The organism is Bacillus pinisoli, assembly GCF_023036475.1.
Taxonomy (GTDB): Bacteria; Bacillota; Bacilli; order Bacillales; family SA4; genus Bacillus_BS; species Bacillus_BS pinisoli.
In genome coordinates, this window is the sequence record NZ_JAJQKI010000003.1 from 42,877 (window position 1) to 67,588 (window position 24,712).

Below are 24,712 nucleotides of genomic sequence, written 5' to 3' on the forward strand. Positions count from 1 at the left end.
TTGCGTTCCTCTTACGAATAGGACTTAAACAAATGATTCGCTCGATTATATAATTCCTTTACTTCTTCATCTTCTACTCCTGCTTCAGTTAACTTTCCAATCAAATTGTCTAGTAACTCGAGCTTTTCTTTATTTTTCGTATCAATCACCATTTCTTGCAGTTCTACTTGCTCTACTCGTATATCGGCTTGGGTAAATAACTCAATAGCATATGGATGATTTTTATAGTCCTTTGCATAGTAAACTGCTTTGATTCCACTTTGAATAATTCCCTTACAACATTGTAAGCAAGGAAAGTGAGTAACATATATTTCCGCACCTTCTGTTGGAACACCAAATTTCGCACACTGTATGATTGCGTTCATTTCAGCATGAATCGTTCTGACGCAGTGGTGGTCAATAACGTAGCAACCTTCATCTATACAATGTACTCCACCAGAGATTGCACCATTATATCCTCCTGCGATAATTCTCTTATCTCTTACGATTGTTGCTCCAACAGCAAGTCTCGTACAAGTGCTTCGTAATGCAAGTAAATGACTTTGTGCCATATAATATTGATCCCAAGAAATTCTGTTCAAGATACCCCTCCTATTTTATGCTGTAGTTGTGTATCACAAGTCTTTAAACTCTCCCACAATATAATCTTTTTATTAGTGTAATCGGTTTTTAAAGAGCTCGTCAATCCGCTATTGAATACGGATTAAATCTCTAAGTTTTTCTAATGACTTTTCTCCAATCCCTGAAACATTTCCTAAATCATCTATAGACTGAAAAGGTCCATTCTCTTCACGGTAGGCGATAATAGCTGCAGCTTTTGAAGGGCCTATTCCTGGTAAGGTTTCTAGCTCTGATTGATCTGCTTCATTAATATTTATTAACCCATCTTCTTGTTCACTAACTTGTAACGACGTCTCCTCTCCAACTGCAGGAACATAAATGACCATTTCGTCTTTTAACTTTTGTGCAAGATTAATGGCATTTTGTTCGGCATTCGCTGTAAATCCTCCTGCAAGTTTTATGAGATCCAGAACCCTACTAGTAGCGTCTACCTCATACACACCAGGCATCATCACTTCCCCCTTTATATCAACGAACATAGAAGTTGTTACATCTTGATTTAGATTGGGTTGATTGCTTTCTTCTGCTTCAACTACTTGTTCCCACTCTGGAACATGATCAGTTTCTGTTTTAGTGTTGCTAGAAAAAAACTTCACTCCCAATATAACGATAAATGCCAGTAAAATGACAAACCAATATTTTTTTATATGGTACATCCGGTACACCTCCGGGCTTATTAAGAATAAGATAATAAGTATACGAACTAAACTCATAAAATGGGATTTTGCAACATATATGTTTATGAGAGAACTGAGAGAGGAGGGCATTGTAATGAACGTAGGGATCATCGGAACAGGAAACATGGGGACAATACTAATTGAGTCATTCATAGAATCTCGGGCCGTTGCACCTTCAAGCCTATATATAACGAATCGGACATTATCCAAAACTGACAAGCTAAAAAATCAATATCCAGAACTGACTATAGAAAAATGTGCAGAGGATATTGTGGCTGTAGCAGATGTCGTTTTTATTTGTATAAAGCCCTTAGACATTTATCCATTACTCACAAAACTTGCTCCAATTTTGAGGCCTAATCAATGTATTGTCTCCATCACAAGTCCATTAAGTGTAAGACAAATAGAATCAGTGGTAAATTGTAATGTAGCTAGAGCTATTCCGAGCATTACAAATCGCGCCTTATCGGGGGTCTCACTCTTAACGTTTGGAGAAAATTGTTCGAGTGAGTATCAAGAGTATTTATCAGAATTGTTTCAGCACATTTCTATACCAGTTCTTATTGAAGATAAGGTGACAAGGGTAGCTTCAGACATTGTTAGTTGTGGTCCTGCTTTTTTCAGTTACTTGTTACAACAATTTATTATTAGCGCTGTTGAAGAAACTGAGATTTCCAAAGAACAAGCAACTGAATTAGCAAGTGGAATGATTGTAGGGATGGGCAAATTAATAGATAAGGGAATTTTCACTTTACCTACTCTACAGGAAAAGGTTTGTGTAAAAGGTGGCGTAACAGGTGAAGGAATTAAGGTGATGGAGCAAGAACTCGGTGAAATGTTTAATCACCTTTTTCATAAAACGCATGAAAAGTATTATGAGGATATTAGAGAAGTAACAGAGCAATTTGACTACAAAAAGGACCATATTTAACTATTTCTTCTCTAAACAGCAAACTCCTCCTTCAACAAAAAAAAAAAATAAACCATCAAAAAGATGGTTTATTTTTTTATGCAAGAAAAGAAGATCCTCTCTTTTTCACCTGTGGAAAGTTGCTCCTGAAAATCAGAGCTAATCTCAATGTTAATGAATCCCAATTGTTCTAGTAGTTGTTTATAGTAGTCAACTGAAAATGTGCGTTGTGAATGCACCTCATCAAAACGCTCATACAATCCAGTTTCTTTTTGATAAACAAAAAATGACAGTTCATGATCAATACTGTATGGTTCATCCCCTTCGAAACAATTCCATATAAATGAAATATCATCATCTGTGCTAACAAACGTCTGATCTAGAAAGATTTTCTCTATTTTTTCAATGGAGTGAACATCAAACATAAACGCTCCACCAGGCTTTAATAGGTGATGAACACCCTTCACTGTCTTGATGACGTCTTGTTCATCAGTAAGATAGTTCAGGGAGTCACAGAAGCATATAATGGTATCAAATATATGAGCAGGTAATAGAGATAAGTCGGTCATGCTTTGTTGTAAGAAATGAATATCAACCTGTTCTTTTCTAGCCTTTTCATCTGCGATTGTTAGCATCTCTTCTGATAAGTCTAGTCCAGTAACTTGAAAGCCCTTTTGAGCCAAAGGAATGGCAATTGCCCCTGTCCCACAGCCTAAATCTAATACTTTTTGATTAGTTGAATGAATTCTCCGATCAAAATATTCCAGCCATAAGTGATAGGGTACATTATTCATTAAACGGTCATAAAAGCTTGCAAAATGCTGATAGGTCATTGTAGAAGTTCGCTTTGTAAATCTTCTGTAGGAGCATCTCCCCATAGACGCTCTAGATTATAATACGTTCTCTCATCCTTATGGAAGACGTGTGCAATTACATCACCTAGATCGACTAGTATCCATTTCGCCTCATCAAAGCCTTCCATTCTTCTTACTTGTATATGATTTTCTTCAGCCTTTTCCTTCATTTCCCTAGCAATTGCTTGAACTTGCTTGTCAGAATTTCCGTGACAGATTAAAAAATAATCAGCCACTAAAGAAATCCCCTTCATATTTAATGCCACAATATTTTCAGCCTTCTTATCATCTGCAGCGCGTGCTGCAATTAGTAATAGATCCTTTTCACTCATTCAATTAACTCCTTCTCAGTTTATATTCTTGGACCATCGCATTATACGTATTAAAGGTATCTGGATAAATGGTTTGTTGTTTCTTTAATAAAAATTGAATAGTATTTCTTAAAGCATAGATAACAGCTAAATCAAGATCAGTAGACGCAATCTCCCTCACTTCTTCTACACCCGGGAAGTTTCTACCTGGCTCAATATAGTCTGCTAAATAGATGATTTTTTCTAACAACGTCATATTCGTGCGGCCTGACGTATGATATTTTATAGCATTTAGTATGTCCAAGTCAGAGATTCCTACTTCTTTTTCAACTAAATAAGCCCCAACCGGCGCATGCCAAAGCTCTTTATCAAATAAAAGTAAATCCTGAGGTAATGGCTGACTTTTAATGATTGACTCCATTTCTTCCTTAGGACGGAACTTTGCGTAATCATGAAAAATAGCCGCAAGCTCTACCTTGGATTCATCCGCGTCATATAGCTTTGCAAGTTCGATTGCCGTATTCATGACACCAACCGTATGTATGTAACGATGATCCGTTAAATGCTCTTTTACAATGGCTAACGCTCTATCTCTATTCATAGATCCGGTTCTCCTCAATATATTTTTTTACAAGAGGAGGTACTAAGACTTCCGTGTTACCCCCTGCCTTATACCTTTCTCGAATAAAAGAAGAGGACACTTCAAACAACGGCATCTCTACATGTATGATAGGATAAATTGAATCATTAGAGTATCCAGCTCTACCAACACCTACAAAAGTAATCATCTTGACTAACTCTTCAATTTTATACCATTTAGGAAGATACTCAATCATATCTCCGCCAATAATAAAAAATAACTCATCCTCGATGTAGGTTTCCTTTAGAATTTTAATGGTATCGTAGCTATAGGAACTTCCTTCTCTTTCTAATTCAATCGGTTGAAGTTTAAATTGTTTATGACCTGAAATCGCCTTTTTCACCATTTCCAATCTATGGATGGAGCAAGAAACATGGTCGTCTTGCTTATGAGGTGGAACATGAGCTGGCATAAACCAAACCTCATCAAGATTGAGCGCGTTAAGTACTTCATAGGCAATTAATAAGTGGCCGTTATGTGGAGGGTCAAATGTTCCTCCAAGTATTCCAATTTTCCTCATTTTGAAAAACCCTTCCTAAATGCTCCATTAAGGCTGTTTTCATATACAAGAGATCCTTCTTTAAGGCTCTTTTATAAAATTTTGTTGTTTTTCAGTCTAATTTTCAAATAAATTAACCTTCTAATGCTATTAAACCGAAGTAATAATTGTTAGAAAGGAGCCTTCTTTAAACATGCTGAATAATCAGTGTGGAATCCCTCACTGATTATCAAATGATTTATGATGGAAGAACAAGTTGTTTGTTTTCTCTTGATTCTTTATATAAAACAATAGTATGTCCTATAACCTGAACAAGTTCTGCACGTGCGCCTGAGCTTAGCTGTTCTGCCACTTCACGGCAGTCGTCCTCACAATTTTGAAGAACACTAACCTTAAGTAGTTCTCTTTTTTCTAGTGCATCATTAATTTGTTTAATCATATTTTCATTTACTCCACCTTTCCCAACTTGAAAGATTGGGTCTAAGTGATGTGCTTTTGATCTAAGGAATCTTTTTTGTTTGCCTGTAAGCATATTATGAAATGCCTCCTAGTTTTCTCGTAATTACACTTTTCATTATATCAATATCCGGATATATACCTGTCCATTTTTCAAATGCTATTGCTCCTTGGAACACGAACATGCCAAGTCCATTATGAGTGATAGCACCCTTATCATTTGCCTCTTTTAGCCATTTTGTCTGCATGGGGTTATAAATGATATCACTTACAATCGTGTTCTCGTTTACGTTTTCAAGAGAGATTGGGATTTCTTCAAGATTTGGATACATCCCAATAGAGGTTGTATTTATTAATATATCATATGTGTTAATAACACCCTCTGCTTCAGCTAAAGACAAGGCCCTTGATTGAGAAGAAAGCTGTTCATTTACCAACGCTTCAGCTTTTTCAACTGTTCGGTTTGCAAGATCGAGCCTTGCTACCCCTTCTTCTAAAAGTGAAAAATAGATAGCTCTCGCTGCTCCACCCGCTCCAATTAATAATATTGAACAGTTTTCCAGTTTCTTATCTATTAAAACCTCTTTTAGGCTGTTTACATAGCCTATCCCGTCTGTATTATAACCAGTTAGTTTCCCATTTTTGTTCACGATAGTATTCACTGCTCCAATTTTAGAGGCAAGTGGATCAATCTCATCTAGGTACTTCATCACCGAAATTTTATGAGGAATTGTTACATTTAAACCTGCAATCCCCAGGCCTCTAACTCCCTCTATGGCTGATTGTAGACGCTCCGGAGTCACATGGAAAGCTTTATAAACTGCCTGTAATCCGAGAGATTGAAATGCAGTATTATGCATATCTGGTGACATTGACTGCCCAATTGGATCTCCGATAACCCCATATAATTTCTCCATGGCCTATTCCTCCTATATGAGTGATCGTCGGATCGTTATGCCCACACCTTTTGGAGCATACGCTACAATTTTCGTACCTGGTTCCTGAAGTGTTACCCATCCAAGTCCTGAAAAGACAATGTCAATTTTTTCATCTTTTACCGTAAAGGCATGAGCTTGTAATGGAGGAAAATGTTCCAACTCATCTATTCTAGGCGGCTGTAATAGTTCACCAAGATGGTTCTTATATAAATCATCAGCATTCTGAAGTTTTGTTCGATGAATGTTTAATTCATTCGATACATAACAAACAAATGGCTGTCTATTCCCACTGACGAAATCCAGTCGAGCTAGTCCACCAAAAAATAGTGTCTGCTCCTCATTTAGCTGGAACACCTTTGGTTTAATTTCCTTTTTAGGTGTAATAATCTTAAGATCATCCTTGTGGACATAGTGGGCCATCTGATGGTGATTAATAATGCCTGGAGTATCAATTAATGATGATTGATCATCAATTGGTATATCTATGACATCAAGGGTTGTCCCCGGAAAGTGAGAAGTTGTAATAAGTTCTTCTTCCCCACCATACTGCTTTAAAATCCTGTTAATGAACGTAGATTTACCAACGTTTGTACTTCCTACAACATAAACATCCTTACCATTTCGATATTCCTCAATAGCTGATACTAATTCTTCAATCCCTTGTCCTTTTGCAGCACTGATTAAGAAAACATCTTTAGGCTTCAGCCCCAATTCCCTTGCTTCGTGTTTCATCCATTGAACAAGCTTCTGAGTTTTAATGGATTTTGGTAGTAAGTCTACCTTGTTTCCTACTAATATGATTTCGTTTTGACCAACAAAGCGATGAAGTCCAGGTAGCCAGCTCCCAGTAAAGTCAAAGATATCAACAAGCTTTACAATAAGAGCATTTTTTTGACCAAGTCCATTTAATATTTTGAGGAAATCATCATCCGTTAATGAGACATCCTGTACTTCGTTATAATGTTTTAAACGAAAGCATCTTTGGCATATAACAGCCTCTTTTTTAAGAGCAGAAGGTGGGGCAAACCCAAGTTTTTTAGGTTCATCTGTTTGAATCCCCACTCCGCAGCCTATACATTTATATTGTTCAGTCACCTGTTACTCCTCCCATTGAATCATACCTTTTTGCTTTAATTTCTTAAGTATTGAGCGTTCAATTCTTCTATTAAACTTTGTAATAAATCCATCAGTTTGTGTAACGGGTACAACTAATATAGTATGTAAACCAATTCTGTTTCCACCAAGTATATCTGTTAGCAACTGATCTCCTATTACAACAACGTCTTCTGCTTTTAAATTCATACGTTGTAAAGCTCTTTTAAAAGCGATTGTCATTGGCTTACGTGCATTAAAGATAAACGGGACATTGATTGGAGCAGCAAATGCTTCCACTCTATCCTTATTATTATTAGAAACGATTGTGACCGTTATATTAGCATCTACCATTGATTGAAACCACTCTTGAAGTTCAGGTGTTGCAAATGGTCGATCCCATTCGACAAGTGTGTTATCTAAATCAGTAATAATCCCCTTTATTCCTCTTTCTTTCAAAGCATTTGCTTTAATATCAAATATACTCTTAACATGTTCATTTGGTAGAAACATACCTAACAACGAAAACACCTCAATTAACTCTGCTTATTTTATTTCTTCTATTATAGAAATTCATCATATCGAATTTTAGGAAAACTTTCAAAAGTAAAATGAAAAATAATAAAGTTTACAGATAGAATGTTGCTCTTTTATACCTTTAAGTGTATTCCCAACTATAAAACAACTTCATTTCAGATAAAAATTCGTAAGAAAATACACATCTAAAAAATATTTTTCGACAAATTCATCTTCATTTCAACAGGTGTGGATAACTTTATGCACATATTACACATTGTAATAACTGGTAATTTTATAGTTATGAACAAATCATCCACAGTTTACCCACAAATTTCTGTGGATAACAGAACGGTTGTTCTCCATTTTGAATCATGATAGAGTTAACTTACATTAAATACCTAATCAACTATGATATGTAAATCTCATTAAAAATAGAACTGTTTTCCCCACAAAAAAATTAGGAGGTGGACCTGCCATTTTGGCAGAAAATTATGAGAAAATTATCAGATGAACTTCTAATTGAATCGTATTACAAAGCTAGAGAGTTAAGACTTAGCCCTGAATTTATTTTTCTAATTGAGAGCGAAATTAAAAGAAGATCTTTAACTCATCAAATAAAAATCTCTTCATAACTTAGAGCCAATACATGGCTCTTTTTTTTAGGCTCTTTTCTAATAATTTGTTGCTTTTCAATCTTATCTTTCAGCAATTCTTCCATATTTCATATGATTAACTGATTTTTTAGGTTAGATAAGAGCAACTCTCTATATTTAAAGCAGAGACTTTGTACTAACAAGTAAAAATCCGGCTTTTTGGATTTTTACGAAAGCAACAATCTATAAGAAAACAGCTTCTTTTTATTGCCCTTTTCTTTACTATTATAAGTGGTCCCACCCTCGCTTAATGTTCTACTAGCTATCAAAGTTGCGGAAAAGAAATCTTCCTTATTCTTTTAAACTCATCCACTCATCTATCCAACTAGTCGTTATTCCATAGATCTTTTTATCTTGATTAAGCTTTTCCATTATACGATATTTTCTTGGATCATCAATGATATTTGTTTCTTCTATCATGGAGAGGGTTGCAATTTCTTTAATGACTTCATGACTAGCCTTCCGGTGGTACGGCATTAATCTAAGTCCAATCACCGTTTCCCCCTCATGCGTTACATATATGGCTTCACTTATTTTCTCATGTTGAATGATTTGAGGAATCAAGTCATCTAGAGATTCCTTGTTTTTTGAAAACGCCACGCCAATTTCCTTTTCTGTAAGTAATGGACGATAATATTCTCTAGGTAATAAAGATATATCGGTGTCATTTCCATTACTACATGCTACTAAAGAAATGATAAAAATATATAGAATAAAATATTTCATTTTTGCACATCCTTTCCTATTTAATATGTGAAGAGAATTAGGTTTTCATACTTTTTTTACTTAATAGATATTAGTTGAAGTTCTATATAAAATGTGGGTACAATTAATAAGAATTCACTTCTAAAGCATACTAAACCCTAGGCAACAACTGATGAGTCATCATACTCATACACAATAGAAAAAAGGAGGATTATAGAAATGCTTCACTTTCTTATTATCGCCCCTCTAATAATGGCTATACTTGCTCCAATCCTCTTCAAAAAAATTAAGGGAGTTCATACTGGTTGGTTTATCCTTGTAGTACCGCTATTCATCTTTATTTATTTACTATCCTTAGTTAGTACCGTAATACATAAACCACTCTTCCTACAATTGAATTGGATGCCATCACTTGGGATCAATTTTGATCTTTATGTTGATGGATTAAGTATGTTATTTGGGCTACTTATTACTGGTATTGGTTCTTTAGTGGTTTTTTATTCGATTTATTATCTACATAAGACTGAAAAATTAGGTCATTTCTATGTGTATTTACTCATGTTCATGACCGCTATGCTTGGGGTAGTGTTTTCTGATAATTTGTTTGTCTTCTATATGTTTTGGGAATTTACCAGCTTATCCTCATTCTTATTAATCGGTTTTTGGAATCACCGAGAAAAGTCAAGATACGGTGCCCAGAAATCTATGCTAATTACCGTTTTTGGTGGATTGAGTATGCTTGCTGGTTTAGTCTGGATGTCAATAGTAGTGGGGACAAACAGTATAAGAGGGCTTATTCAACATGCAGATGTCATTATTCAGAGTGATTATTTCCTACCAATTTTATTATTAGTTTTGTTAGGAGCTTTCACGAAATCAGCACAATTTCCATTTCATACCTGGCTACCAGATGCTATGGAAGCCCCAACACCTGTTAGTGCTTATTTACACTCGGCGACAATGGTAAAAGCAGGAATCTATTTAGTTGCTAGATTATCCATTTTATTTTCTGGTACAGATGAATTTTTCCTTATAGTATCTGGTTTCGGGTTATTAACTCTTTGTTGGGGATCTTATAATGCAGTAAAACATACTGACTTAAAAGGAATCTTAGCCTATTCCACCATTAGTCAGCTAGGCATGATTATGGCTATGCTAGGTTTTGGAACAGGAGTAGCTGTATTTGCTGCCATTTTTCATATTTTAAATCATGCTACGTTTAAAGGTAGCTTGTTCATGGTGGCTGGAATTGTAGACCATGAAACAGGTACCAGAGATATAAGAAGACTTGGTGGATTATTCACTTTAATGCCTATTACAGCAACCTTAGCAATTTTTGGGGTATTTTCTATGGCAGGTATTCCTCTCCCTATACTTAATGGTTTCTTAAGTAAGGAGATGTTCTTTGATGCAGCCGTTGATTTACGGTTAGAGAGTGGATCCATTTATCAAATGGTAGCTCCATTTTTCCCGGTAATTGCAGTGATAGGAAGCATTTTCACTTTTGTATATTCCATGATTCTATATTTTCAAACGTTTACAGGTGAATTGAAGCTTTCCAAGCTTGAGAGAAAACCACATGATCCTCCACTTGGGATGTTACTATCTCCTTTTGTCTTAGTTGTACTAATTATTGTCATTGCTTTATTTCCGGGACCATTTAATCATTACCTTTTGACTCCTGCTGTTGCAGCAGTTATGGGAAGTGAAGTCCCACATACAAAGATATATTTTTGGCATGGCTTCTTTAATGCACCATTGTTTATGTCATTAATTGTGTTGTTTACTGGTACACTCTTATACTTTACTAGAAGCAAATGGGTTCATGTGTATGACCGCTTCCCTGGAAGTTGGAGCATGAATAAAGCTTATGACAGTATTGTCGGTGGTATTTTCAAAGGTTCAGCAACACTAACAAATACTTATATGACAGGATCTCTACGAAATTATTTTAGAATTATCATTGGTTTTATCGCGATTCTTGGTCTGTATACGATTTATATAACAACTGGTTTTAAATTTGATCAAGTGACAAATTCAGCATTAGCGATACCAGAATTAATTATTGCTCTTACGATGATGATTGCGGCCATTTCAATAATATTTATATCCAATCGAATTGCAGCAATCCTAGCTCTAGGAGTTGTCGGGTATGGTCTATCATTATTATTTGTATTCTTCTCTGCGCCAGACCTAGCTTTAACACAGCTGAGTGTTGAAACCGTATCCGTTGCATTATTTTTATTATGTTTTTATCACCTACCTAAACTTAAGCCAGAAAAAGATACTTCTGGAAGTAAACTCATTAATATCATTGTGTCAGTTGCATTTGGATTAATGATTACGTTTATAGGAATTGCATCTCATAGCTCAAAATGGTTTGAATCTATTTCAGATTATTTTCTAAAGTACTCCTATAAATTAGGTGGGGGCGATAACGTTGTAAACGTTATTCTTGTTGATATGAGGGGACTAGATACAATGCTTGAAATTTGTGTCCTTGGAATAGCCGCTCTTGGTATACTCGCCATGATTAAATACAGCAGGAAGGGAGATGTAGAGTAAATGGAAATCATTATGTCGATTCTCTCTGGAATACTCTTTACATGTGGTATTTATCTTTTACTACAAAAACAGCTTTTAAGAGTCATTATCGGGACTGGGTTGCTCTCTCACGGGGCGCACTTGTTTATCTTAACGATGGGGGGATTTCCGGAAGGAGCTCCACCTATTTTAAAAGAAGGTGTGGAGTTTTACCGTGATCCACTTCCTCAAGCACTTATTTTGACATCAATTGTTATAAGCTTTGGAGTAACGTCTTTTTTACTTGTATTAGCTTATAAAACATATAAAACGAACAAAACAGATAATTTAGAAGAATTAAGAGGTACAGAGCATGAGTAATTTTAACAACTTAGCGATCTTACCTATCCTTTTGCCAATTATAGCAGCCATTCTTTCAGTATTTTTGAATAAAAAAACGACCATGACAAAATGGATGACGGGAATCTTTGTCATTGTTCAATCCATCCTTGCATTTAGCTTACTGGCTTATGTCTTGCAGAATGGACCTATTATTCTAGAAGCTGGTGATTGGCCTGCACCTTACGGAATTATTATCGTAGCAGATGAATTAGCTATGCTACTTGTAACAACGACGAGTATTATTGCGATAGCTGCTGCTTTTTATGGATTTAAAACAGTCCATGCAAAAGAACAAAAGTTTTACTTTTACATGTTTTTCCACTTTTTAATTGCAGGTGTTTCCGGTGCTTTCTTAACCGGTGATCTTTTTAACCTTTTTGTGTTTTTTGAAGTATTGTTAATGGCTTCATATGGTCTTATTATTCTAGGTGGAGAGAAACAGCAGTTCAGAGAATCTATAAAGTATGTATTAATCAATGTATTCTCTTCTGTTTTATTTGTAACAACGGTTGCTTTCCTCTACTCGGTAGTGGGTACAGTCAATATGGCACAACTAGCTGTTAGAGTAGGAGAAGCAGGGCAGTCAGGAATATTAACAACAATCGGAATTATGCTTTTTGTTGTTTTTGCTACAAAAGGAGCGATCTTTCCTTTGTATTTCTGGTTACCGAAATCGTATGCTGTTCCACATCCTGTTGTCTCTACTTTGTTTGGGGCATTATTAACAAAAGTAGGTCTTTATTCTATCTTAAGAACGTTTACCCTTATTTTTGGCCACCAAGCAGACTTTACACATCAGCTATTTATTATTTTAGGTGTCTTAACGATATTGTTCGGTGTTGCCGGTGCTCTATCTACCTACAATATTAAATTAATTATTGCCTATAATATTATCCCTGCGGTTGGCTTTATCATGATTGGGATTGGGGTCTATAGTGTCACCTCTTTAGCTGGAGCTGTTTATTATTTAGTTCATGACATGATCATTAAAGCCGCACTCTTTTTATTAGTAGGAACGATTATAGCCATTACAGGTACTAGTGACATACGGAAGATGGGTGGACTCATTCATCGCTATCCAGTCTTAGGGTGGTCATTTTTCCTATCGTCGCTTGTGCTAGCTGGTATCCCGCCTTTTAGTGGGTTCATCGGTAAATACTTACTAGTACGAGGTGGATTTGAGACGGGTAATTATATTGCATTAATTGTAGCACTCCTTCTTAGTTTGTTAATCTTACTTTCTGTCTTCAGAATATTTATTGGAGTATTTTGGGGTGAAGAAGCCGAACAAGAAAAGTCAAAACCAATCGTCTCTACTACTGGTTATTTAGCACCTATCATTTTCTTATTACTGTTTTCAGTTGTTTTAGGTGTCGGTGCCGATTATATATACCCTTACATCCAATATATAGGGGATACGCTTGCAAATCCCTCCTACTATATTGAGAATGTCTTGAAGGAGTAGGTGCATATGGCTTTTCAATTAATCTTAAATATTTTAATCGCATTTATATGGATGTTTCTTTTAGAGAATTTTTCGTTCGGGTATTTCTTTCTTGGTTTCCTAGTTGGAGCCGTCCTCCTGTTTCTTTTTAGGAGGTTTATCCCTGGTACCTTTTACTTTAAAAAGGTTAAAGCGATACTTAAACTAATTTTTATTTTTATAAGAGAACTAATCTTGTCTAATTTAGAGGTCGTAAAGGTTGTATATCGGCCAACGCTTGATATACAACCAGGTATCATCGCCTTACCGACTGTATTACGTTCAAATTGGGAAATTACCTTGTTAGCTAATCTAATTACCTTAACACCTGGAACATTATCCATGACGGTTTCTCCTGACAATCAGACCATTTATATTCATGCAATGGATATACGCGACAAAGATGAAACCGTTAAGGCAATTAAAGACACGTTTGAGGTTGCAATTATGGAGGTGACCAGATAATGGATCAAATCATGAATTCGATTCTTCATTGGTCTATCGTAATTTCTCTCGTTATTGTTTCTATATCTATCTTACTGCTGCTATATCGGACAATTAAAGGACCAACAAATCCTGACCGTGCTATTGCCTTAGATAGTATAGGAATTAGTTTGATCGCACTAGCTGCATTAGTTGCAATTAAACTTAATACAACATTTTTCAATGAGGTTATTCTCTTAATCGGTATTCTAGCGTTTATCGGAACAATCGCTGTTGCAAAATTTATTGAAAAGGGAGTGATTATTGAACATGACAGAGATAAGTCTTAATCCCTTTTTCACTTTATTGATAAGCTTTCTTCTTTTATTCGGTACCTTTTTTATCTTTTCTAGCTCCATTGGAATGATTCGTTTACCAGATGTTTACACACGATCACATGCCGCTTCGAAAGGGGCAACACTTGGAATTGCGAGTATCCTCTTAGGAACTTTTTTCTATTTTCTTTTCGTAGAAGGGGAACTTAGTAGCTCCTTAATTCTTGGAATTATCTTTGTTCTTATTACTCTACCTGTTAGTGGACATATGATTGCTCGTGCTGCTTATAATAGCGGAATTCCTTTATGGCATAAAAGTGTAAAAAATGAATTAGAGATAAAAGACCGTGAAGAAAGCAAATAAAACTTAAGGCTCTTTTCTAAAACTTTGTTGCTTTTTTAACCTAATTTTATAATAAACATCCCTTCTAATACTATAAGACCGAAGTGATAATTGTTAGAAAAGAGCAACTTTCTCTATTTAAAGCACTGACCAGTGTAATACCGAGTAAAAATCCGGCTTTTGGGATTTTTACGAAAGCAACAATCTATACGAAAAGAGCCAAACTAAAAAAAAGGGACACATATGGATGTCAAAAATCCATAGTGTCCCTTTTTTCGAGTGGTATTTACTAGGGCTGGGTTACTTCTAGTCTAACCCAAGATAATAAAGAAGTTTACTTTCTATTTATCATCTTCCCCAATAATTGACCTTGTTTAACTTCCTGCCCTAGTTTTATATCATCAGCGAGCAGAAAGGTATCATTTTCAAATAGAAGAATGACTGTAGAGCCGAATGAAAAATAAGCGATTTCTTCTCCTTTTTGAATAAACTCTCCACGATGAGTGATATCAATACTATTAACAAACATAGCCCCTACCTTTACTAATGCTAGGTGGCCATGTTCACCTTTCATTTCCGTTATTACACGATAGTTCTTAGTGAATGGACTCTTTCCATATTTTACACCTAACTGGTTAACAGGATATGAGGATGTACCTAGTGACCAAGAATTCAGGATGTTACCTGTAATAGGTGAATGAATTCGATGATAATGACTTGGACTTAAATAGAGGATCATAAATTGACCATTAAGATATTTCTTCACGACTTGCAGATCCCCTAGCATCTCTGCTATGGAGTAAGTCTTTCCTTTGACAACAAACGTCTGGTTGTTTGAAATTGTCCCATGTTCTGCTAATACAGCATCAACAGGGCTTACAAGCGAATCTACATCCGAGTGTACATTTCGTGCTGTTTGATTTAACCTACGTGTAAAAAGATCATGAAGGGTCTGGTACTCAGAAAGAGGTTTTTCCATTTCCTTTATGTTTAATTGATAGACACGTGTAAAAGAAGGGACTAATACTTTACTAAACTTAGATCTTGTTACTCTTTCTAACCATTTTGACAGAAATGGTCTATTTGTTAATTCAATAAGTGAACGATAAAAGAACTTAATCAAACTTCTTCCTCCTGAACAATCCAAAGATAATACTAATAATTAGATGATACAATGTACCATCTAAAATAACAAATATGAATCTGTTAGCACTCGCCCTCAGAAATGAATAGAATCCAGCGAATAATATAGATAAATAAGGTAGAAATATTTTACGTATAAGGAGATGGATATGGAAAGTTATCTTAAACAATCACTAGACGAATGGAAGAAAGAAATTGTTCAGTACTTAAATGAAGTGAATGAGCAATATGAATTGGTGAAACGTGAATTACATATATATTCGTTTAAGTATGGCATTACAAACCAAGTTATTCAATCAACCTCTAATGAGGAAATCACTAAAGTAATTAAACAAAGCTATCATAAGCCATTTGAAGAAAAATATACAAAATTAAAAGAAGATATTAAAGATTTAGAAGAACAGAGAAAAGTATTTCAAATGTTTGTTGATAAGATTGAGAAGGTTAGTCAACGTGAGGAAATGAAGACGATTAACTATTGAGTATTAATAAGGCTCTTTTCTACTACTTTGTTGCTTTTCAGGGAAACTTTCTCTAAAAACCTAACCTTTTTAACTGTCAAACCTAAGTGATTATTGGTAGAAAAGCGCACTCTCTCTACTTAAAGCCTGGCACTAAAAAAGAGGTTGGACATAACTAATTGTGACTTCCTCAAACACGAATATTTAATTGTTCATATATATTTGTTTTTGGATACTTTTGTTACTTATTAATCTGCTTACCTTGAAAAACAAATGCGTTCCATTGCGCTGCAGACCCTCGCTTTCCGCGGGGAGAAAGTCGAGCCTCCTCATTGAAAAGCGGAAGTGCCCTGGTTAACTCCGACAAGCAAATGTTCCTGCATTAAGAAAAGGGTGGTCTTTCCCTTTGCTTAATGTAGGGTTATTTGATTCGAGGAGTTGGGCACTGCAGCTAGACACCGGCTTCGCCTGCGGGGTCTCGACCCTTTCTCTTTTTCCCGCAGGAGTCGAGTGTCTTCCGCTTCATTTCACTAATTTATTAAATATAGTTTGCATTAACAAAAAAAAGACCCGAACTATAAAGTGAAAAATCCACTAAATAGTTTGGGTTTTTAATAAACTGGAATACTTATGTCCCAACCTCTTTATTGTTTACTTCGTCATTTCTAAGAAATCATGTACGTCCTGAACAGATAGAAGTAAAGCTTTCTCCCAGAAATCAGGCTTTGTTAAGTCAACACCTAAGTGTTTTTGTGCTAAATCTTCTACTGTCATACGACCAGTGTCTCTTAACAACGCAATATACTTTTCCTCGAATCCTTCTTCTTCTAAAGCCCTTGCATAGATGCCTAGAGAGAATAAGTATCCAAACGTATATGGGAAGTTATAGAATGGCACTCCAGTAATATGGAAATGAAGCTTGGAAGCCCAGAAAGTTGGATGATACGTATCTAAAGAATCTAAGTAAGATGTTTTCTGCGCGTTTTCCATTAGTTCGTTTAGTCTTGCTTGACTGACCATTCCTTGTTTTCTTTCTTCATAGAAGGAAGTTTCAAAAAGGAATCTTGCGTGAATGTTCATGTATAGTGCTACACTTCGTTGTACTTTATCTTCGAGTAGAGCTAATCTTTCCTCTTCTGATTTAGCATTTTTAACCGCTGCATCCGCAACAATCATTTCTGCGAATGTTGATGCTGTTTCTGCAACGTTCATGGCATAGCGCTGGTTTAAAGGTTCTAAGTCATTCATGACGTGTTGATGGAAAGCATGACCTAATTCATGAGCAAGCGTTGAAATATTAGATGGTGTACCAGAATAAGTCATAAAGATTCGGGATTCTTGTTTCTCAGGGAAACTTGTGCAGAAACCGCCTGGTCTCTTCCCACTACGATCCTCCGCCTCAATCCAACGATCCTCAAAAGCCTTACGAGAGAACTCCGCCATTTTAGGACCGAATTGAGCAAAGTTTTCAAGAATAAATTCTGCTCCCTCTTGGTAAGAAACTGTACTTGAAGAAGAGGCCAGTGGCGCATCTAGATCATACCAACTTAATTTTTCAAGACCAAGTAATGATGCCTTCTTTTGTAAGTATTCTGCAAATACTGGCTTATACTTATCGATTACGTTCCACATTGTATCTAATGTTTCTTTATTCATTCTGTTAATAAATAGTGGTTCTTTTAAAACATCTTCCCAACCACGGTTTTTATAAGTCGTTAAACGGAAGCCCCCTAGATGATTTAACGTCTGAGAGATGAGATCTCCACTTTCTTCCCAAGCTTGTTCCCAGCTCTCAAAAACAGCTTTTCTTACATTTCGATCTGGATGCGAAAACTTGTTTGCAGCTTGACCAATAGATAATTGTTTTACCTCTCCATTTTCTTCAAATGGGATCTTAATTTTCCCTGTAATGGTATCGTACATTTGTGACCATCCGTGATAGCCGTCTACTCCAAGCCCAAGTATTAAAGATTCTTGATTGACATCTAGCATTTCAGCAGCACGCTCTTTACGTTCTTCTAAGATAAAACGTAACGATTGTTGTTCTTCTCTATTCAAGAAATCGTTCCAGTCATTCTCATCAACTGATAATAGGAACTGATCAAACTTTCCTAATGCAGCTTGAAAGGATGCAGAAAGACTTGTGGTTTTGCCTCTTAATTCATCAGCTTTCTTATCTGCGACATTTTGTGCCTGTAAACATGAAATAAACGCGCTAGCCTCTCTTACTTGATTCATAACCACTTGAATGGTTTCAATAACTTCAGGCAGCTCATTTACCTCATGAATCGAATCTAACTGAGTATTTAATCCTTCTACATTTTGAGCTAAACTTTCAATATACTTTTTAAATTCAGGAGAGTCGCTCCCACCATTAAAGAACCTGTCTAAATCCCATGTTAATGAATATGTACTCACTCTAATCCCCCCTAAAAAATCTATATATTTAGTATATCGAAATAAATCAGATATTTCTATTTTAAATTATTAAATATGAAGTTTGTTCTGCCATAACTCTAAAAATAAGCCATTAAAAAAAGCTTATGCCTGTAGCATAAGCCTATTTATCTTCGATATACATTGTTGTAATAATATCCTCCACCAAGGACTATTAACAAAATTAACAACACGACGATTAGGGCATACCCCCAACCAAATCCTCCACCACCATAAGAACCAGCAGCATACCCTGGATAACCATACACAGGATAAGGGCTATATCCATAGTAAGACATCCTTCTCACTCCTTATAAGTTACTTATACTTTAGTCTATGTAACTAGTGAAAAAGTGTATAGGACATTCGTTTAGTTAGAAGTAAAAATATTGCGAGCGTTATAAGCACCATGCATTTTTAAAATATTCAGGACTTATTAACCAGTAATTTAGCTAATCTTTACAATATCTTAACAACAACGTGTTGGAATTTGTCCTATTATGTAGAGAGAGTATATTTTAATTGGAGGCCGACATGAAGTTCAAAAAACTTAAGATGTTAAGAAAGAAACAGACGTTAGCTACTCGCAACCCATTGACTCAAACTACCACCAAATTATTAGAAAAGTTCAGCTTACGAAACAGACTCTTATTCTTATTCATCTTTTTAGTCATTGTCTCTGTTACCACAGTTGGGTTAAGCTCTTATTTTCAGGCAAGAGAAACAACTATTAAGACGATTGAGAATCGGTTAAATCGTGAAGCTGAGATTATGTCCTATATGGCGGAAAACCTAAAATTTCTATATGTAAGTGATGAACAATACTTTAAACAACAATTAGAGATTGCTATTCGTACCCAACAGAAGCAATTAGAAAAAGACGGGATGCAATCTGATGCTTTCTATATCTCCGAGAACCAAATTCTCCCTTTTCAAGTAAGTAAGGATCATACTCTCTTATTTTCTGATACACTCATTCAAAAGGTTGCAAAGGTTAGTAATGGTGTATTTGAAGCGACAATAAGTGGTCAACGTTATTCTGTTGCAGTGCAAGAGATGGATGAGATTAACGGACACTATGTGCTTCTAGTCCCTATGCAATCTTATTTAGGTCCAATTAACAAGATGTCTCAGTTTACACTTTTTACTATAATCATTAGTTTAGTCATATCTACCGTTCTTATTTTCTTTTTTGTTCGAAGCTTTACAAGCCCACTATCTGCTTTACATAAAAGCATGGTTGAAATCAGATCAGGTAATCTCAATGATCCTGAGTCCATTCGTACAACCATTCCAGAACTCGTATCCTTAAACAAGAGCTATCGTATGATGGTTGAGAAGATGCGAACTGTTATTCTTGAATTAGATGAAACTACAAAACAACTTGAAAAAACAGGAGAAAATTTAAGTGGCTCCTCAGAAGAGGCACTATCATATAGTCTTCAACTAGTGGAATCCATTAAAGTTGTAAAAGCAGGTGCTGTCCAAACAGCTAGCAGCTCTGAAGAAAGTGTAAATGATTTTCAAGCTATGAAAGACCAAACAGAAAATCTTATTTCCAATATGGACGAGGTATTTAATCGCTCTCAAGATATGAATCAATCAGCCGAGCAAGGTGAAACCAAAATAAATGAATTAATCCAAACGTTCCATAGTTATGAAGCAGATTTTGCTCACATGACCACAACTATTCAGGAAGTTAACGAGCATTCTGCCTCGATCTCGAACATGGTTGGTTTAATAAAGGGAATTGCTGAACAGACCAAACTACTTGCCCTGAATGCTACGATTGAGGCCGCCAGAGCAGGTGAGGCTGGGAAAGGGTTTGCTGTTGTAGCTAACGAAGTAAGAAAGCTCGCAGACCAATCAGCCCTAGCAACTGAGGAAATCATTGCTTCCATACAGAACATGGAAGGGATCACACATAAAGCTTCAAATGAATTTACATCCATGCTAAAAAAAATTAAATCCAATCTTTCAATTGCAACCGATTCACAAATGTCATTTGATGAGCTTATGAAAGAAATTGACCTACTCAATGATCGTCTCGTAAACATGAAAGGGGTCCTATTCGAACTCCAGCACGCCTTACCAGCTTTAGAACAGACAACGATTAGTAGTGCGTCTGTATCTCAAGAAACGTTAGCAAGCTCAGAGAGAATGCTTGCTGCGAGTGATGAACAAATTCAGAAAATGGAATCCACTCATGGGATTGGAGTAGAATTGCAAAAGCTCGCCAACTCACTAGCTACCATCACAAAACAATTTAAACTGCATTAATAAAGCCCTATTTAATACGTAAAAAATGAAGTGACAACCTTAATTGAAATAAACAAAAGGAAAAGACTTTCCAAGGAAAGGCTAGTCCTTTTTTTTGTGTACAGACACAAACAAGCCTACTGGTACATAGGTATAAGATAGGCACATGCCTACATACCTTTTGGAGGTGAACGGAAATGGCGGGCTTATTAGCTGCACTCGGGTTCTTTGTCAAAGAGCTAGTATTATTCGTCACATATGTTAAGAACAATGCATTTCCTCAGCCTTTATCTTCAAGTGAGGAGCAGAAATATTTAAACCTTATGGCCGAAGGAGATGATGAAGCTAGAAATCTTCTCATCGAACATAACTTGAGACTGGTTGCTCATATTGTCAAAAAATTTGAGAATACAGGTGAAGATGCGGAAGATTTAATCTCCATAGGAACAATTGGTCTGATTAAGGCCATTGAAAGCTATTCACAAGGTAAAGGTACAAAACTAGCAACTTATGCAGCAAGATGTATTGAAAATGAAATATTGATGCACTTAAGAGCTCTAAAGAAAACGAAGAAAGATGTTTCCCTTCATGACCCAATAGGCCAGGATAAAGAAGGTAATGAAATATCGCTAATTGATGTTCTAAAATCTGAATCCGAGGACATCATTGAGACTATACAATTGAATATGGAATTAGAAAAAATCAAGGAATATATTGATATTTTGGATGAGCGAGAAAGAGAGGTTATTACAGGTCGCTTTGGTCTTGATTTGCAAAAAGAGAAGACACAAAGAGAGATTGCAAAAGAGCTAGGTATTTCTAGAAGCTATGTTTCTCGAATTGAGAAGAGAGCGCTAATGAAGATGTTTCATGAGTTTTATCGAGCTGAAAAGGAGCGTCGAAGGTCTTAAGTGTAGGCTCTTTTCTAAAACTTTGTTGTTTTTCAACCCGAAAAGAGCATAAGTTAAAGGGCCCCGTTTTACATAACGGGGCCCTTTTTATTATAGATAATGTCTCATATTGTATTGAATATCTTTAGATCGTTCTTGAATCTTCTTCGATAACTGACTTTGATGATAGTCAGACATAGACATCTCTTTATCTGCTTTTTTAAAGAAAGCAAACAAAAATAAATGAAATGGTACCATGTTAATTCCTCCTAATTTAATACTTCATTAGTCAGGTGGAATCCTTCTCCACCCATAACCAAACAATTATTGAACTCTTCTTGCTATTCCACATCAATAAAACCTCGCTTTCTTTTCAGATTTATTAAGATTAAATAAAGTGCCTAAGTGTTCGCTTAAGTTCATGCATTTGCTCTGTAATTTGTTCAAAGTTTTGTTCTCGATAAACTTCTTTTTCTGAACGTATTCTTCTGTTAATTGTAATTGTAAAGAATAAAATATTTAAGGTCATATGAACACCTCCTTTAGTTCATTTCAATGGCTGTTTTTTTGGCACAAAAAAACCACAGGTAGATCCTGTGGTTTTAGGCATAAAAAAACCACAGGATACTATTCGCCCTGTGGATGTTAACAGACAATGTTAGTTTGTTTTAACCAATCCAGAAATGGTCGAATAGCTATTTACATATGAAGTTAGAGAAGCAATTAAAACCGTTCCATTCAATAACATGTGTTTCGACCTCCTTTGGTTAAATTTGTTTACAGTGGTAATTATATCCAAAATAGTGGAAGGTGTAAACCACTTTTTAAATAAAAATTTTTTTTGGACAAAAATAGGCAAATCCACCATTCCTCTCCCATACCTATAATATAAGGGGGGATCATCATGGAAACATCATCTTTGATTCTGATTATCATTGGCTGTATTACTTTATTCGGTGTTGTCTGCCACTTTCAAGTCATGGTTACTTTTAGAAGTTGGCTAAACGAATTAGAGAAGCTTGATCAATCTACTACAACAACCTCATCCGTTACATGGATTCAAAACGTCGTAAAAGAATATCAAACGTATAAGGAACAGCAGCATGAACATATAAATACCATCTCACTAGTGGAGAAGCATTTCCTAAAAGAAAGGATTCGTTTATTTGGATTCCTTACATCTCCAGTAGGTAATGTGTTAAAACTTCAACAACTGTTACCGATGACAGCCATTATTTGCGGAATACTTGGTACATTTATCGGTCTAACCATAGCGATGTTTTCGATGCAGGAGATTTTAACCACGATTAGCTCTCCTTCAAGTGAAGTGACGATGAATAGTATTGTTTCAGCAATTTCTCTTCCTTTTCAAGGAATGAGCTTAGCCTTTGTCACGAGTATCGCTGGAATTGGAAGTTCTCTGTTGTTAAATTTATTCCAGACTGGTTTTTTATCAGGAGGCACCTCGATTAGCTATTACAAGAATAGTATCCTGGCGGAAGCAGAAAGTTTATTAGATCACTCAATAGCTAGTAAAATTCAAAATGACAAACCAAAAGATTTGATGGAGAAGATTTTAGATCGATTCTCTGAGAAAGTTCAGGAAGCTTTTGAAACGTCTGTGTCTGCTTTTGGTCATCGAATGGTTCATTTAACAGATGAATTAAAAGAGATTACTGGACAGGTAAAAAACATGTTGACGGAACAAGAACGGGCTACTGTTGCTTTTTCAGAAGCTGCTGAGCGACTAAAAGAATTTAGTCATGAACTATCTAGTTCCATCTCTTCTTTACAACATGTGAGAACGGGTATTGATTCGGAGCTTCAGACGCTTGAACGTGCAATAAAAGGCCTTGAAAAACACATACAAGGTTCCATGGATAAACAGGAAGCCGGGCAACGTCGTTTTGAACAAATGCTTCAACGATCTGACCAGCTTCTTAAAGACTCTTCCACTAAAACAGCAGAGATTAGTCAGCTCTTTTTAAAAGGCTTGGAGGACCAAATGAACCGTGCCTATACTAAGCAAGATGAAATGGAACGTAGACTCTATCAAAAACAAGAAGAAATGACTTATGCTTTTCAAGATAAACATTCACAATACATTCATGCTGCTCAAGACTTTTCTTCTTCTGTTCATCAGCTAGAAAAAGCGTGGAATGATTGTTTAGAGAGGTTCCGGAGAGAATTAATGGATTCAAAGATGGAACAATCTCGTGCAAGAGGTAATTCTATGAATAATGAAAACCGCGAGCTAATCCGAACGATTGAGATGATGAGTGAGCGATCTATGTATGAATTAAATCAAGTACAGCAATACTTAACGGAAGTTTATCAGGTTTTATTGAAAATGTTAGAGCAACAACAGTATGTAGCAAATACTCCGAGAAGAAACCAAATTCCAACACGGATTAATGAGTAGGTGCTAATATGAGTAGACAAAGGGCGAGAATTCAAGAGGAAGAAAACCTAGATTATTATTGGCCTTCTTTTACTGATATGATGGCGATGGTGGTACTGGTTATTTTATTTATCGCTATTATCGCTTTCGTGCAAGCGATCTATACAGCCTATGATCAAGCTGAAATTAAGCAAGAGCTCGAACAAACCGCTAACATCAAAAAACAGATTTCTGACTTAATTGAACAACGTCTAGAAGAGAACGTTGGTAAAGATAAGGTTACAAGAGGACCTAACAATACTATTTCCATTGAAGGTGATATTCTTTTTGATACAGGTAGTTCTGAGGTGAGTGAAGAAGGTAAGAAAGTATTAGCCTCTTTAAGCGACGGAATTATGACCATCCTAAATGATCCTGAACTTAAACCGTATTTATATATCATTTTAATTGAAGGACATACCGATTCTGTTCCTTTTGATAACTGGACGTTATCAACAGACCGTGCCGTTTCTGTTGTGAAGAATCTATTAGAAGCGAATCCTAAACTTGCAACAAAGGAATATGCACAATACTTGGCAGCAACCGGTTATTCTGAGTTTAAACCTATTGTAGAAGGAAACTCACCAGAGGACCTCCGAAAAAACCGAAGAATTTCATTCCAGATCATTTTAGATGATCAAAAGTGGCAGGAATCATTGAATGCAGTACTGCAAAATCAATAACAGAAAAAAGACTAAT

Annotated in this window: 29 protein-coding genes; 13 read left to right on the forward strand and 16 right to left on the reverse strand. The window is 35.8% G+C overall.

Annotated elements, in window-relative coordinates:
* Window positions 1-11: 11 nt before the first annotated feature.
* Window positions 12-581: a ComE operon protein 2 gene (locus LT143_RS04855; RefSeq protein ID WP_246940534.1), complete on the reverse strand. Its 570-nt coding sequence runs from the start codon at window positions 579-581 to the stop codon at window positions 12-14.
* A gap of 108 nt (window positions 582-689) precedes the next feature.
* Window positions 690-1,277: a helix-hairpin-helix domain-containing protein gene (locus tag LT143_RS04860; protein WP_246940538.1), complete on the reverse strand. Its 588-nt coding sequence runs from the start codon at window positions 1,275-1,277 to the stop codon at window positions 690-692.
* Window positions 1,278-1,392: 115 nt separating this feature from the next.
* Between LT143_RS04860 and comER the strand changes: the two genes are divergently transcribed.
* A complete protein-coding gene (gene comER, locus LT143_RS04865; RefSeq protein ID WP_246940541.1) occupies window positions 1,393-2,229 on the forward strand; it encodes a late competence protein ComER in 837 nt (278 codons plus the stop codon).
* Between the two features lie 68 nt (window positions 2,230-2,297).
* Here the strand turns inward: comER and LT143_RS04870 are convergent, their stop codons facing one another.
* From LT143_RS04870 to LT143_RS04905, 8 genes are all read right to left on the reverse strand, one after another.
* Window positions 2,298-3,041: a class I SAM-dependent DNA methyltransferase gene (locus tag LT143_RS04870; protein ID WP_246940545.1), complete on the reverse strand. Its 744-nt coding sequence runs from the start codon at window positions 3,039-3,041 to the stop codon at window positions 2,298-2,300.
* Window positions 3,038-3,394, reverse strand: coding sequence for a ribosome silencing factor (gene rsfS, locus LT143_RS04875; protein ID WP_246940548.1), 357 nt, complete (start codon window positions 3,392-3,394; stop codon window positions 3,038-3,040). The genes LT143_RS04870 and rsfS overlap by 4 nt, the downstream gene beginning before the upstream one ends.
* 4 nt (window positions 3,395-3,398) lie before the next feature.
* Complete coding sequence (gene yqeK / locus LT143_RS04880) at window positions 3,399-3,974, reverse strand: bis(5'-nucleosyl)-tetraphosphatase (symmetrical) YqeK (protein ID WP_246940551.1); 576 nt, start codon at window positions 3,972-3,974, stop codon at window positions 3,399-3,401.
* Window positions 3,967-4,533 (reverse strand): nicotinate-nucleotide adenylyltransferase, encoded by a 567-nt coding sequence (locus tag LT143_RS04885; protein ID WP_246940554.1) that lies wholly within the window; start codon window positions 4,531-4,533, stop codon window positions 3,967-3,969. The genes yqeK and LT143_RS04885 overlap by 8 nt, the downstream gene beginning before the upstream one ends.
* A 217-nt stretch (window positions 4,534-4,750) precedes the next feature.
* The gene (gene yhbY / locus LT143_RS04890) at window positions 4,751-5,044 is read right to left on the reverse strand and encodes a ribosome assembly RNA-binding protein YhbY (RefSeq protein WP_246940557.1); all 294 of its coding nucleotides are present in this window, start codon (window positions 5,042-5,044) and stop codon (window positions 4,751-4,753) included.
* A 1-nt stretch (window position 5,045) separates the two neighbouring features.
* A complete protein-coding gene (gene aroE, locus LT143_RS04895) occupies window positions 5,046-5,885 on the reverse strand; it encodes a shikimate dehydrogenase (RefSeq protein ID WP_246940560.1) in 840 nt (279 codons plus the stop codon).
* Window positions 5,886-5,897: 12 nt separating this feature from the next.
* Window positions 5,898-7,001, reverse strand: a complete 1,104-nt coding sequence (gene yqeH / locus LT143_RS04900) for a ribosome biogenesis GTPase YqeH (protein WP_246940563.1) — start codon at window positions 6,999-7,001, stop codon at window positions 5,898-5,900.
* 3 nt (window positions 7,002-7,004) lie between these two features.
* Window positions 7,005-7,511, reverse strand: a complete 507-nt coding sequence (locus tag LT143_RS04905) for a YqeG family HAD IIIA-type phosphatase (RefSeq protein ID WP_336296589.1) — start codon at window positions 7,509-7,511, stop codon at window positions 7,005-7,007.
* A gap of 497 nt (window positions 7,512-8,008) precedes the next feature.
* Between LT143_RS04905 and LT143_RS04910 the strand changes: the two genes are divergently transcribed.
* Window positions 8,009-8,149 carry a sporulation histidine kinase inhibitor Sda gene (locus LT143_RS04910; RefSeq protein WP_246940569.1) on the forward strand — a complete coding sequence of 47 codons (141 nt, stop codon included), beginning with the start codon at window positions 8,009-8,011 and terminating at the stop codon, window positions 8,147-8,149.
* 312 nt (window positions 8,150-8,461) lie between these two features.
* On the opposite strand, the gene LT143_RS04915 is transcribed toward LT143_RS04910, so the two are convergent.
* Window positions 8,462-8,896, reverse strand: coding sequence for a hypothetical protein (locus LT143_RS04915; protein ID WP_246940572.1), 435 nt, complete (start codon window positions 8,894-8,896; stop codon window positions 8,462-8,464).
* A gap of 198 nt (window positions 8,897-9,094) precedes the next feature.
* On the opposite strand from LT143_RS04915, the gene LT143_RS04920 reads away from it, so the two are divergent.
* From LT143_RS04920 to mnhG, 6 genes are read left to right on the forward strand one after another with little or no spacing between them, the layout of a single operon-like run.
* Window positions 9,095-11,440 (forward strand): Na+/H+ antiporter subunit A, encoded by a 2,346-nt coding sequence (locus LT143_RS04920; protein WP_246940575.1) that lies wholly within the window; start codon window positions 9,095-9,097, stop codon window positions 11,438-11,440.
* Window positions 11,441-11,779, forward strand: a complete 339-nt coding sequence (locus tag LT143_RS04925; RefSeq protein ID WP_246940578.1) for a Na(+)/H(+) antiporter subunit C — start codon at window positions 11,441-11,443, stop codon at window positions 11,777-11,779. It begins immediately after the preceding gene.
* Window positions 11,772-13,265: a Na+/H+ antiporter subunit D gene (locus tag LT143_RS04930; RefSeq protein WP_246940581.1), complete on the forward strand. Its 1,494-nt coding sequence runs from the start codon at window positions 11,772-11,774 to the stop codon at window positions 13,263-13,265. The genes LT143_RS04925 and LT143_RS04930 overlap by 8 nt, the downstream gene beginning before the upstream one ends.
* A 6-nt stretch (window positions 13,266-13,271) precedes the next feature.
* Window positions 13,272-13,748 (forward strand): Na+/H+ antiporter subunit E, encoded by a 477-nt coding sequence (locus tag LT143_RS04935; RefSeq protein ID WP_246940584.1) that lies wholly within the window; start codon window positions 13,272-13,274, stop codon window positions 13,746-13,748.
* Window positions 13,748-14,056, forward strand: coding sequence for a Na(+)/H(+) antiporter subunit F1 (locus LT143_RS04940; RefSeq protein WP_246940587.1), 309 nt, complete (start codon window positions 13,748-13,750; stop codon window positions 14,054-14,056). Before LT143_RS04935 ends, LT143_RS04940 begins: the two co-directional genes overlap by 1 nt.
* Window positions 14,037-14,405: a monovalent cation/H(+) antiporter subunit G gene (gene mnhG, locus LT143_RS04945; protein WP_246940590.1), complete on the forward strand. Its 369-nt coding sequence runs from the start codon at window positions 14,037-14,039 to the stop codon at window positions 14,403-14,405. The genes LT143_RS04940 and mnhG overlap by 20 nt, the downstream gene beginning before the upstream one ends.
* 313 nt (window positions 14,406-14,718) lie before the next feature.
* Here mnhG and LT143_RS04950 read toward each other — a convergent pair whose 3' ends face one another.
* Window positions 14,719-15,507 (reverse strand): phosphatidylserine decarboxylase, encoded by a 789-nt coding sequence (locus tag LT143_RS04950; protein WP_246940593.1) that lies wholly within the window; start codon window positions 15,505-15,507, stop codon window positions 14,719-14,721.
* Between the two features lie 169 nt (window positions 15,508-15,676).
* On the opposite strand from LT143_RS04950, the gene LT143_RS04955 reads away from it, so the two are divergent.
* A complete protein-coding gene (locus LT143_RS04955) occupies window positions 15,677-16,009 on the forward strand; it encodes a hypothetical protein (RefSeq protein WP_246940596.1) in 333 nt (110 codons plus the stop codon).
* A 630-nt stretch (window positions 16,010-16,639) separates the two neighbouring features.
* Here LT143_RS04955 and LT143_RS04960 read toward each other — a convergent pair.
* Both LT143_RS04960 and LT143_RS04965 read right to left on the reverse strand, forming a co-directional pair.
* Window positions 16,640-18,412 (reverse strand): M3 family oligoendopeptidase, encoded by a 1,773-nt coding sequence (locus LT143_RS04960; protein WP_246941509.1) that lies wholly within the window; start codon window positions 18,410-18,412, stop codon window positions 16,640-16,642.
* Window positions 18,413-18,552: 140 nt separating this feature from the next.
* A complete protein-coding gene (locus LT143_RS04965; protein ID WP_246940599.1) occupies window positions 18,553-18,723 on the reverse strand; it encodes a hypothetical protein in 171 nt (56 codons plus the stop codon).
* Between the two features lie 235 nt (window positions 18,724-18,958).
* Between LT143_RS04965 and LT143_RS04970 the strand changes: the two genes are divergently transcribed.
* A complete protein-coding gene (locus LT143_RS04970) occupies window positions 18,959-20,704 on the forward strand; it encodes a methyl-accepting chemotaxis protein (protein WP_246940602.1) in 1,746 nt (581 codons plus the stop codon).
* 176 nt (window positions 20,705-20,880) lie between these two features.
* On the forward strand, window positions 20,881-21,594 hold the full coding sequence (sigK, locus tag LT143_RS04975; protein WP_246940605.1) for an RNA polymerase sporulation sigma factor SigK: 714 nt from the start codon (window positions 20,881-20,883) through the stop codon (window positions 21,592-21,594).
* A 90-nt stretch (window positions 21,595-21,684) separates the two neighbouring features.
* Here the strand turns inward: sigK and LT143_RS04980 are convergent, their stop codons facing one another.
* Both LT143_RS04980 and LT143_RS04985 read right to left on the reverse strand, forming a co-directional pair.
* Window positions 21,685-21,831: a hypothetical protein gene (locus LT143_RS04980; RefSeq protein WP_246940608.1), complete on the reverse strand. Its 147-nt coding sequence runs from the start codon at window positions 21,829-21,831 to the stop codon at window positions 21,685-21,687.
* Between the two features lie 130 nt (window positions 21,832-21,961).
* Complete coding sequence (locus LT143_RS04985; RefSeq protein ID WP_246940611.1) at window positions 21,962-22,102, reverse strand: YrzI family small protein; 141 nt, start codon at window positions 22,100-22,102, stop codon at window positions 21,962-21,964.
* Between the two features lie 375 nt (window positions 22,103-22,477).
* On the opposite strand from LT143_RS04985, the gene LT143_RS04990 reads away from it, so the two are divergent.
* Both LT143_RS04990 and LT143_RS04995 read left to right on the forward strand, forming a co-directional pair.
* Complete coding sequence (locus tag LT143_RS04990; RefSeq protein WP_246940615.1) at window positions 22,478-23,995, forward strand: coiled-coil domain-containing protein; 1,518 nt, start codon at window positions 22,478-22,480, stop codon at window positions 23,993-23,995.
* Window positions 23,996-24,003: 8 nt separating this feature from the next.
* Window positions 24,004-24,696 (forward strand): OmpA/MotB family protein, encoded by a 693-nt coding sequence (locus LT143_RS04995; RefSeq protein WP_246940618.1) that lies wholly within the window; start codon window positions 24,004-24,006, stop codon window positions 24,694-24,696.
* Window positions 24,697-24,712: the final 16 nt, after the last annotated feature.

Coding starts and splice junctions, on each gene's coding strand:
- LT143_RS04860 (WP_246940538.1), bottom strand. CDS start 1,277: ATGTACCATATAAAAAAATATTGGTTTGTCATTTTACTGGCATTTATC.
- comER (WP_246940541.1), top strand. CDS start 1,393: ATGAACGTAGGGATCATCGGAACAGGAAACATGGGGACAATACTAATT.
- LT143_RS04870 (WP_246940545.1), bottom strand. CDS start 3,041: ATGACCTATCAGCATTTTGCAAGCTTTTATGACCGTTTAATGAATAAT.
- rsfS (WP_246940548.1), bottom strand. CDS start 3,394: ATGAGTGAAAAGGATCTATTACTAATTGCAGCACGCGCTGCAGATGAT.
- yqeK (WP_246940551.1), bottom strand. CDS start 3,974: ATGAATAGAGATAGAGCGTTAGCCATTGTAAAAGAGCATTTAACGGAT.
- LT143_RS04885 (WP_246940554.1), bottom strand. CDS start 4,533: ATGAGGAAAATTGGAATACTTGGAGGAACATTTGACCCTCCACATAAC.
- yhbY (WP_246940557.1), bottom strand. CDS start 5,044: ATGCTTACAGGCAAACAAAAAAGATTCCTTAGATCAAAAGCACATCAC.
- aroE (WP_246940560.1), bottom strand. CDS start 5,885: ATGGAGAAATTATATGGGGTTATCGGAGATCCAATTGGGCAGTCAATG.
- LT143_RS04905 (WP_336296589.1), bottom strand. CDS start 7,511: ATGTTTCTACCAAATGAACATGTTAAGAGTATATTTGATATTAAAGCA.
- LT143_RS04910 (WP_246940569.1), top strand. CDS start 8,009: ATGAGAAAATTATCAGATGAACTTCTAATTGAATCGTATTACAAAGCT.
- LT143_RS04915 (WP_246940572.1), bottom strand. CDS start 8,896: ATGAAATATTTTATTCTATATATTTTTATCATTTCTTTAGTAGCATGT.
- LT143_RS04920 (WP_246940575.1), top strand. CDS start 9,095: ATGCTTCACTTTCTTATTATCGCCCCTCTAATAATGGCTATACTTGCT.
- LT143_RS04925 (WP_246940578.1), top strand. CDS start 11,441: ATGGAAATCATTATGTCGATTCTCTCTGGAATACTCTTTACATGTGGT.
- LT143_RS04930 (WP_246940581.1), top strand. CDS start 11,772: ATGAGTAATTTTAACAACTTAGCGATCTTACCTATCCTTTTGCCAATT.
- LT143_RS04935 (WP_246940584.1), top strand. CDS start 13,272: ATGGCTTTTCAATTAATCTTAAATATTTTAATCGCATTTATATGGATG.
- LT143_RS04940 (WP_246940587.1), top strand. CDS start 13,748: ATGGATCAAATCATGAATTCGATTCTTCATTGGTCTATCGTAATTTCT.
- mnhG (WP_246940590.1), top strand. CDS start 14,037: ATGACAGAGATAAGTCTTAATCCCTTTTTCACTTTATTGATAAGCTTT.
- LT143_RS04955 (WP_246940596.1), top strand. CDS start 15,677: ATGGAAAGTTATCTTAAACAATCACTAGACGAATGGAAGAAAGAAATT.
- LT143_RS04965 (WP_246940599.1), bottom strand. CDS start 18,723: ATGTCTTACTATGGATATAGCCCTTATCCTGTGTATGGTTATCCAGGG.
- LT143_RS04970 (WP_246940602.1), top strand. CDS start 18,959: ATGAAGTTCAAAAAACTTAAGATGTTAAGAAAGAAACAGACGTTAGCT.
- sigK (WP_246940605.1), top strand. CDS start 20,881: ATGGCGGGCTTATTAGCTGCACTCGGGTTCTTTGTCAAAGAGCTAGTA.
- LT143_RS04980 (WP_246940608.1), bottom strand. CDS start 21,831: ATGGTACCATTTCATTTATTTTTGTTTGCTTTCTTTAAAAAAGCAGAT.
- LT143_RS04985 (WP_246940611.1), bottom strand. CDS start 22,102: ATGACCTTAAATATTTTATTCTTTACAATTACAATTAACAGAAGAATA.
- LT143_RS04990 (WP_246940615.1), top strand. CDS start 22,478: ATGGAAACATCATCTTTGATTCTGATTATCATTGGCTGTATTACTTTA.
- LT143_RS04995 (WP_246940618.1), top strand. CDS start 24,004: ATGAGTAGACAAAGGGCGAGAATTCAAGAGGAAGAAAACCTAGATTAT.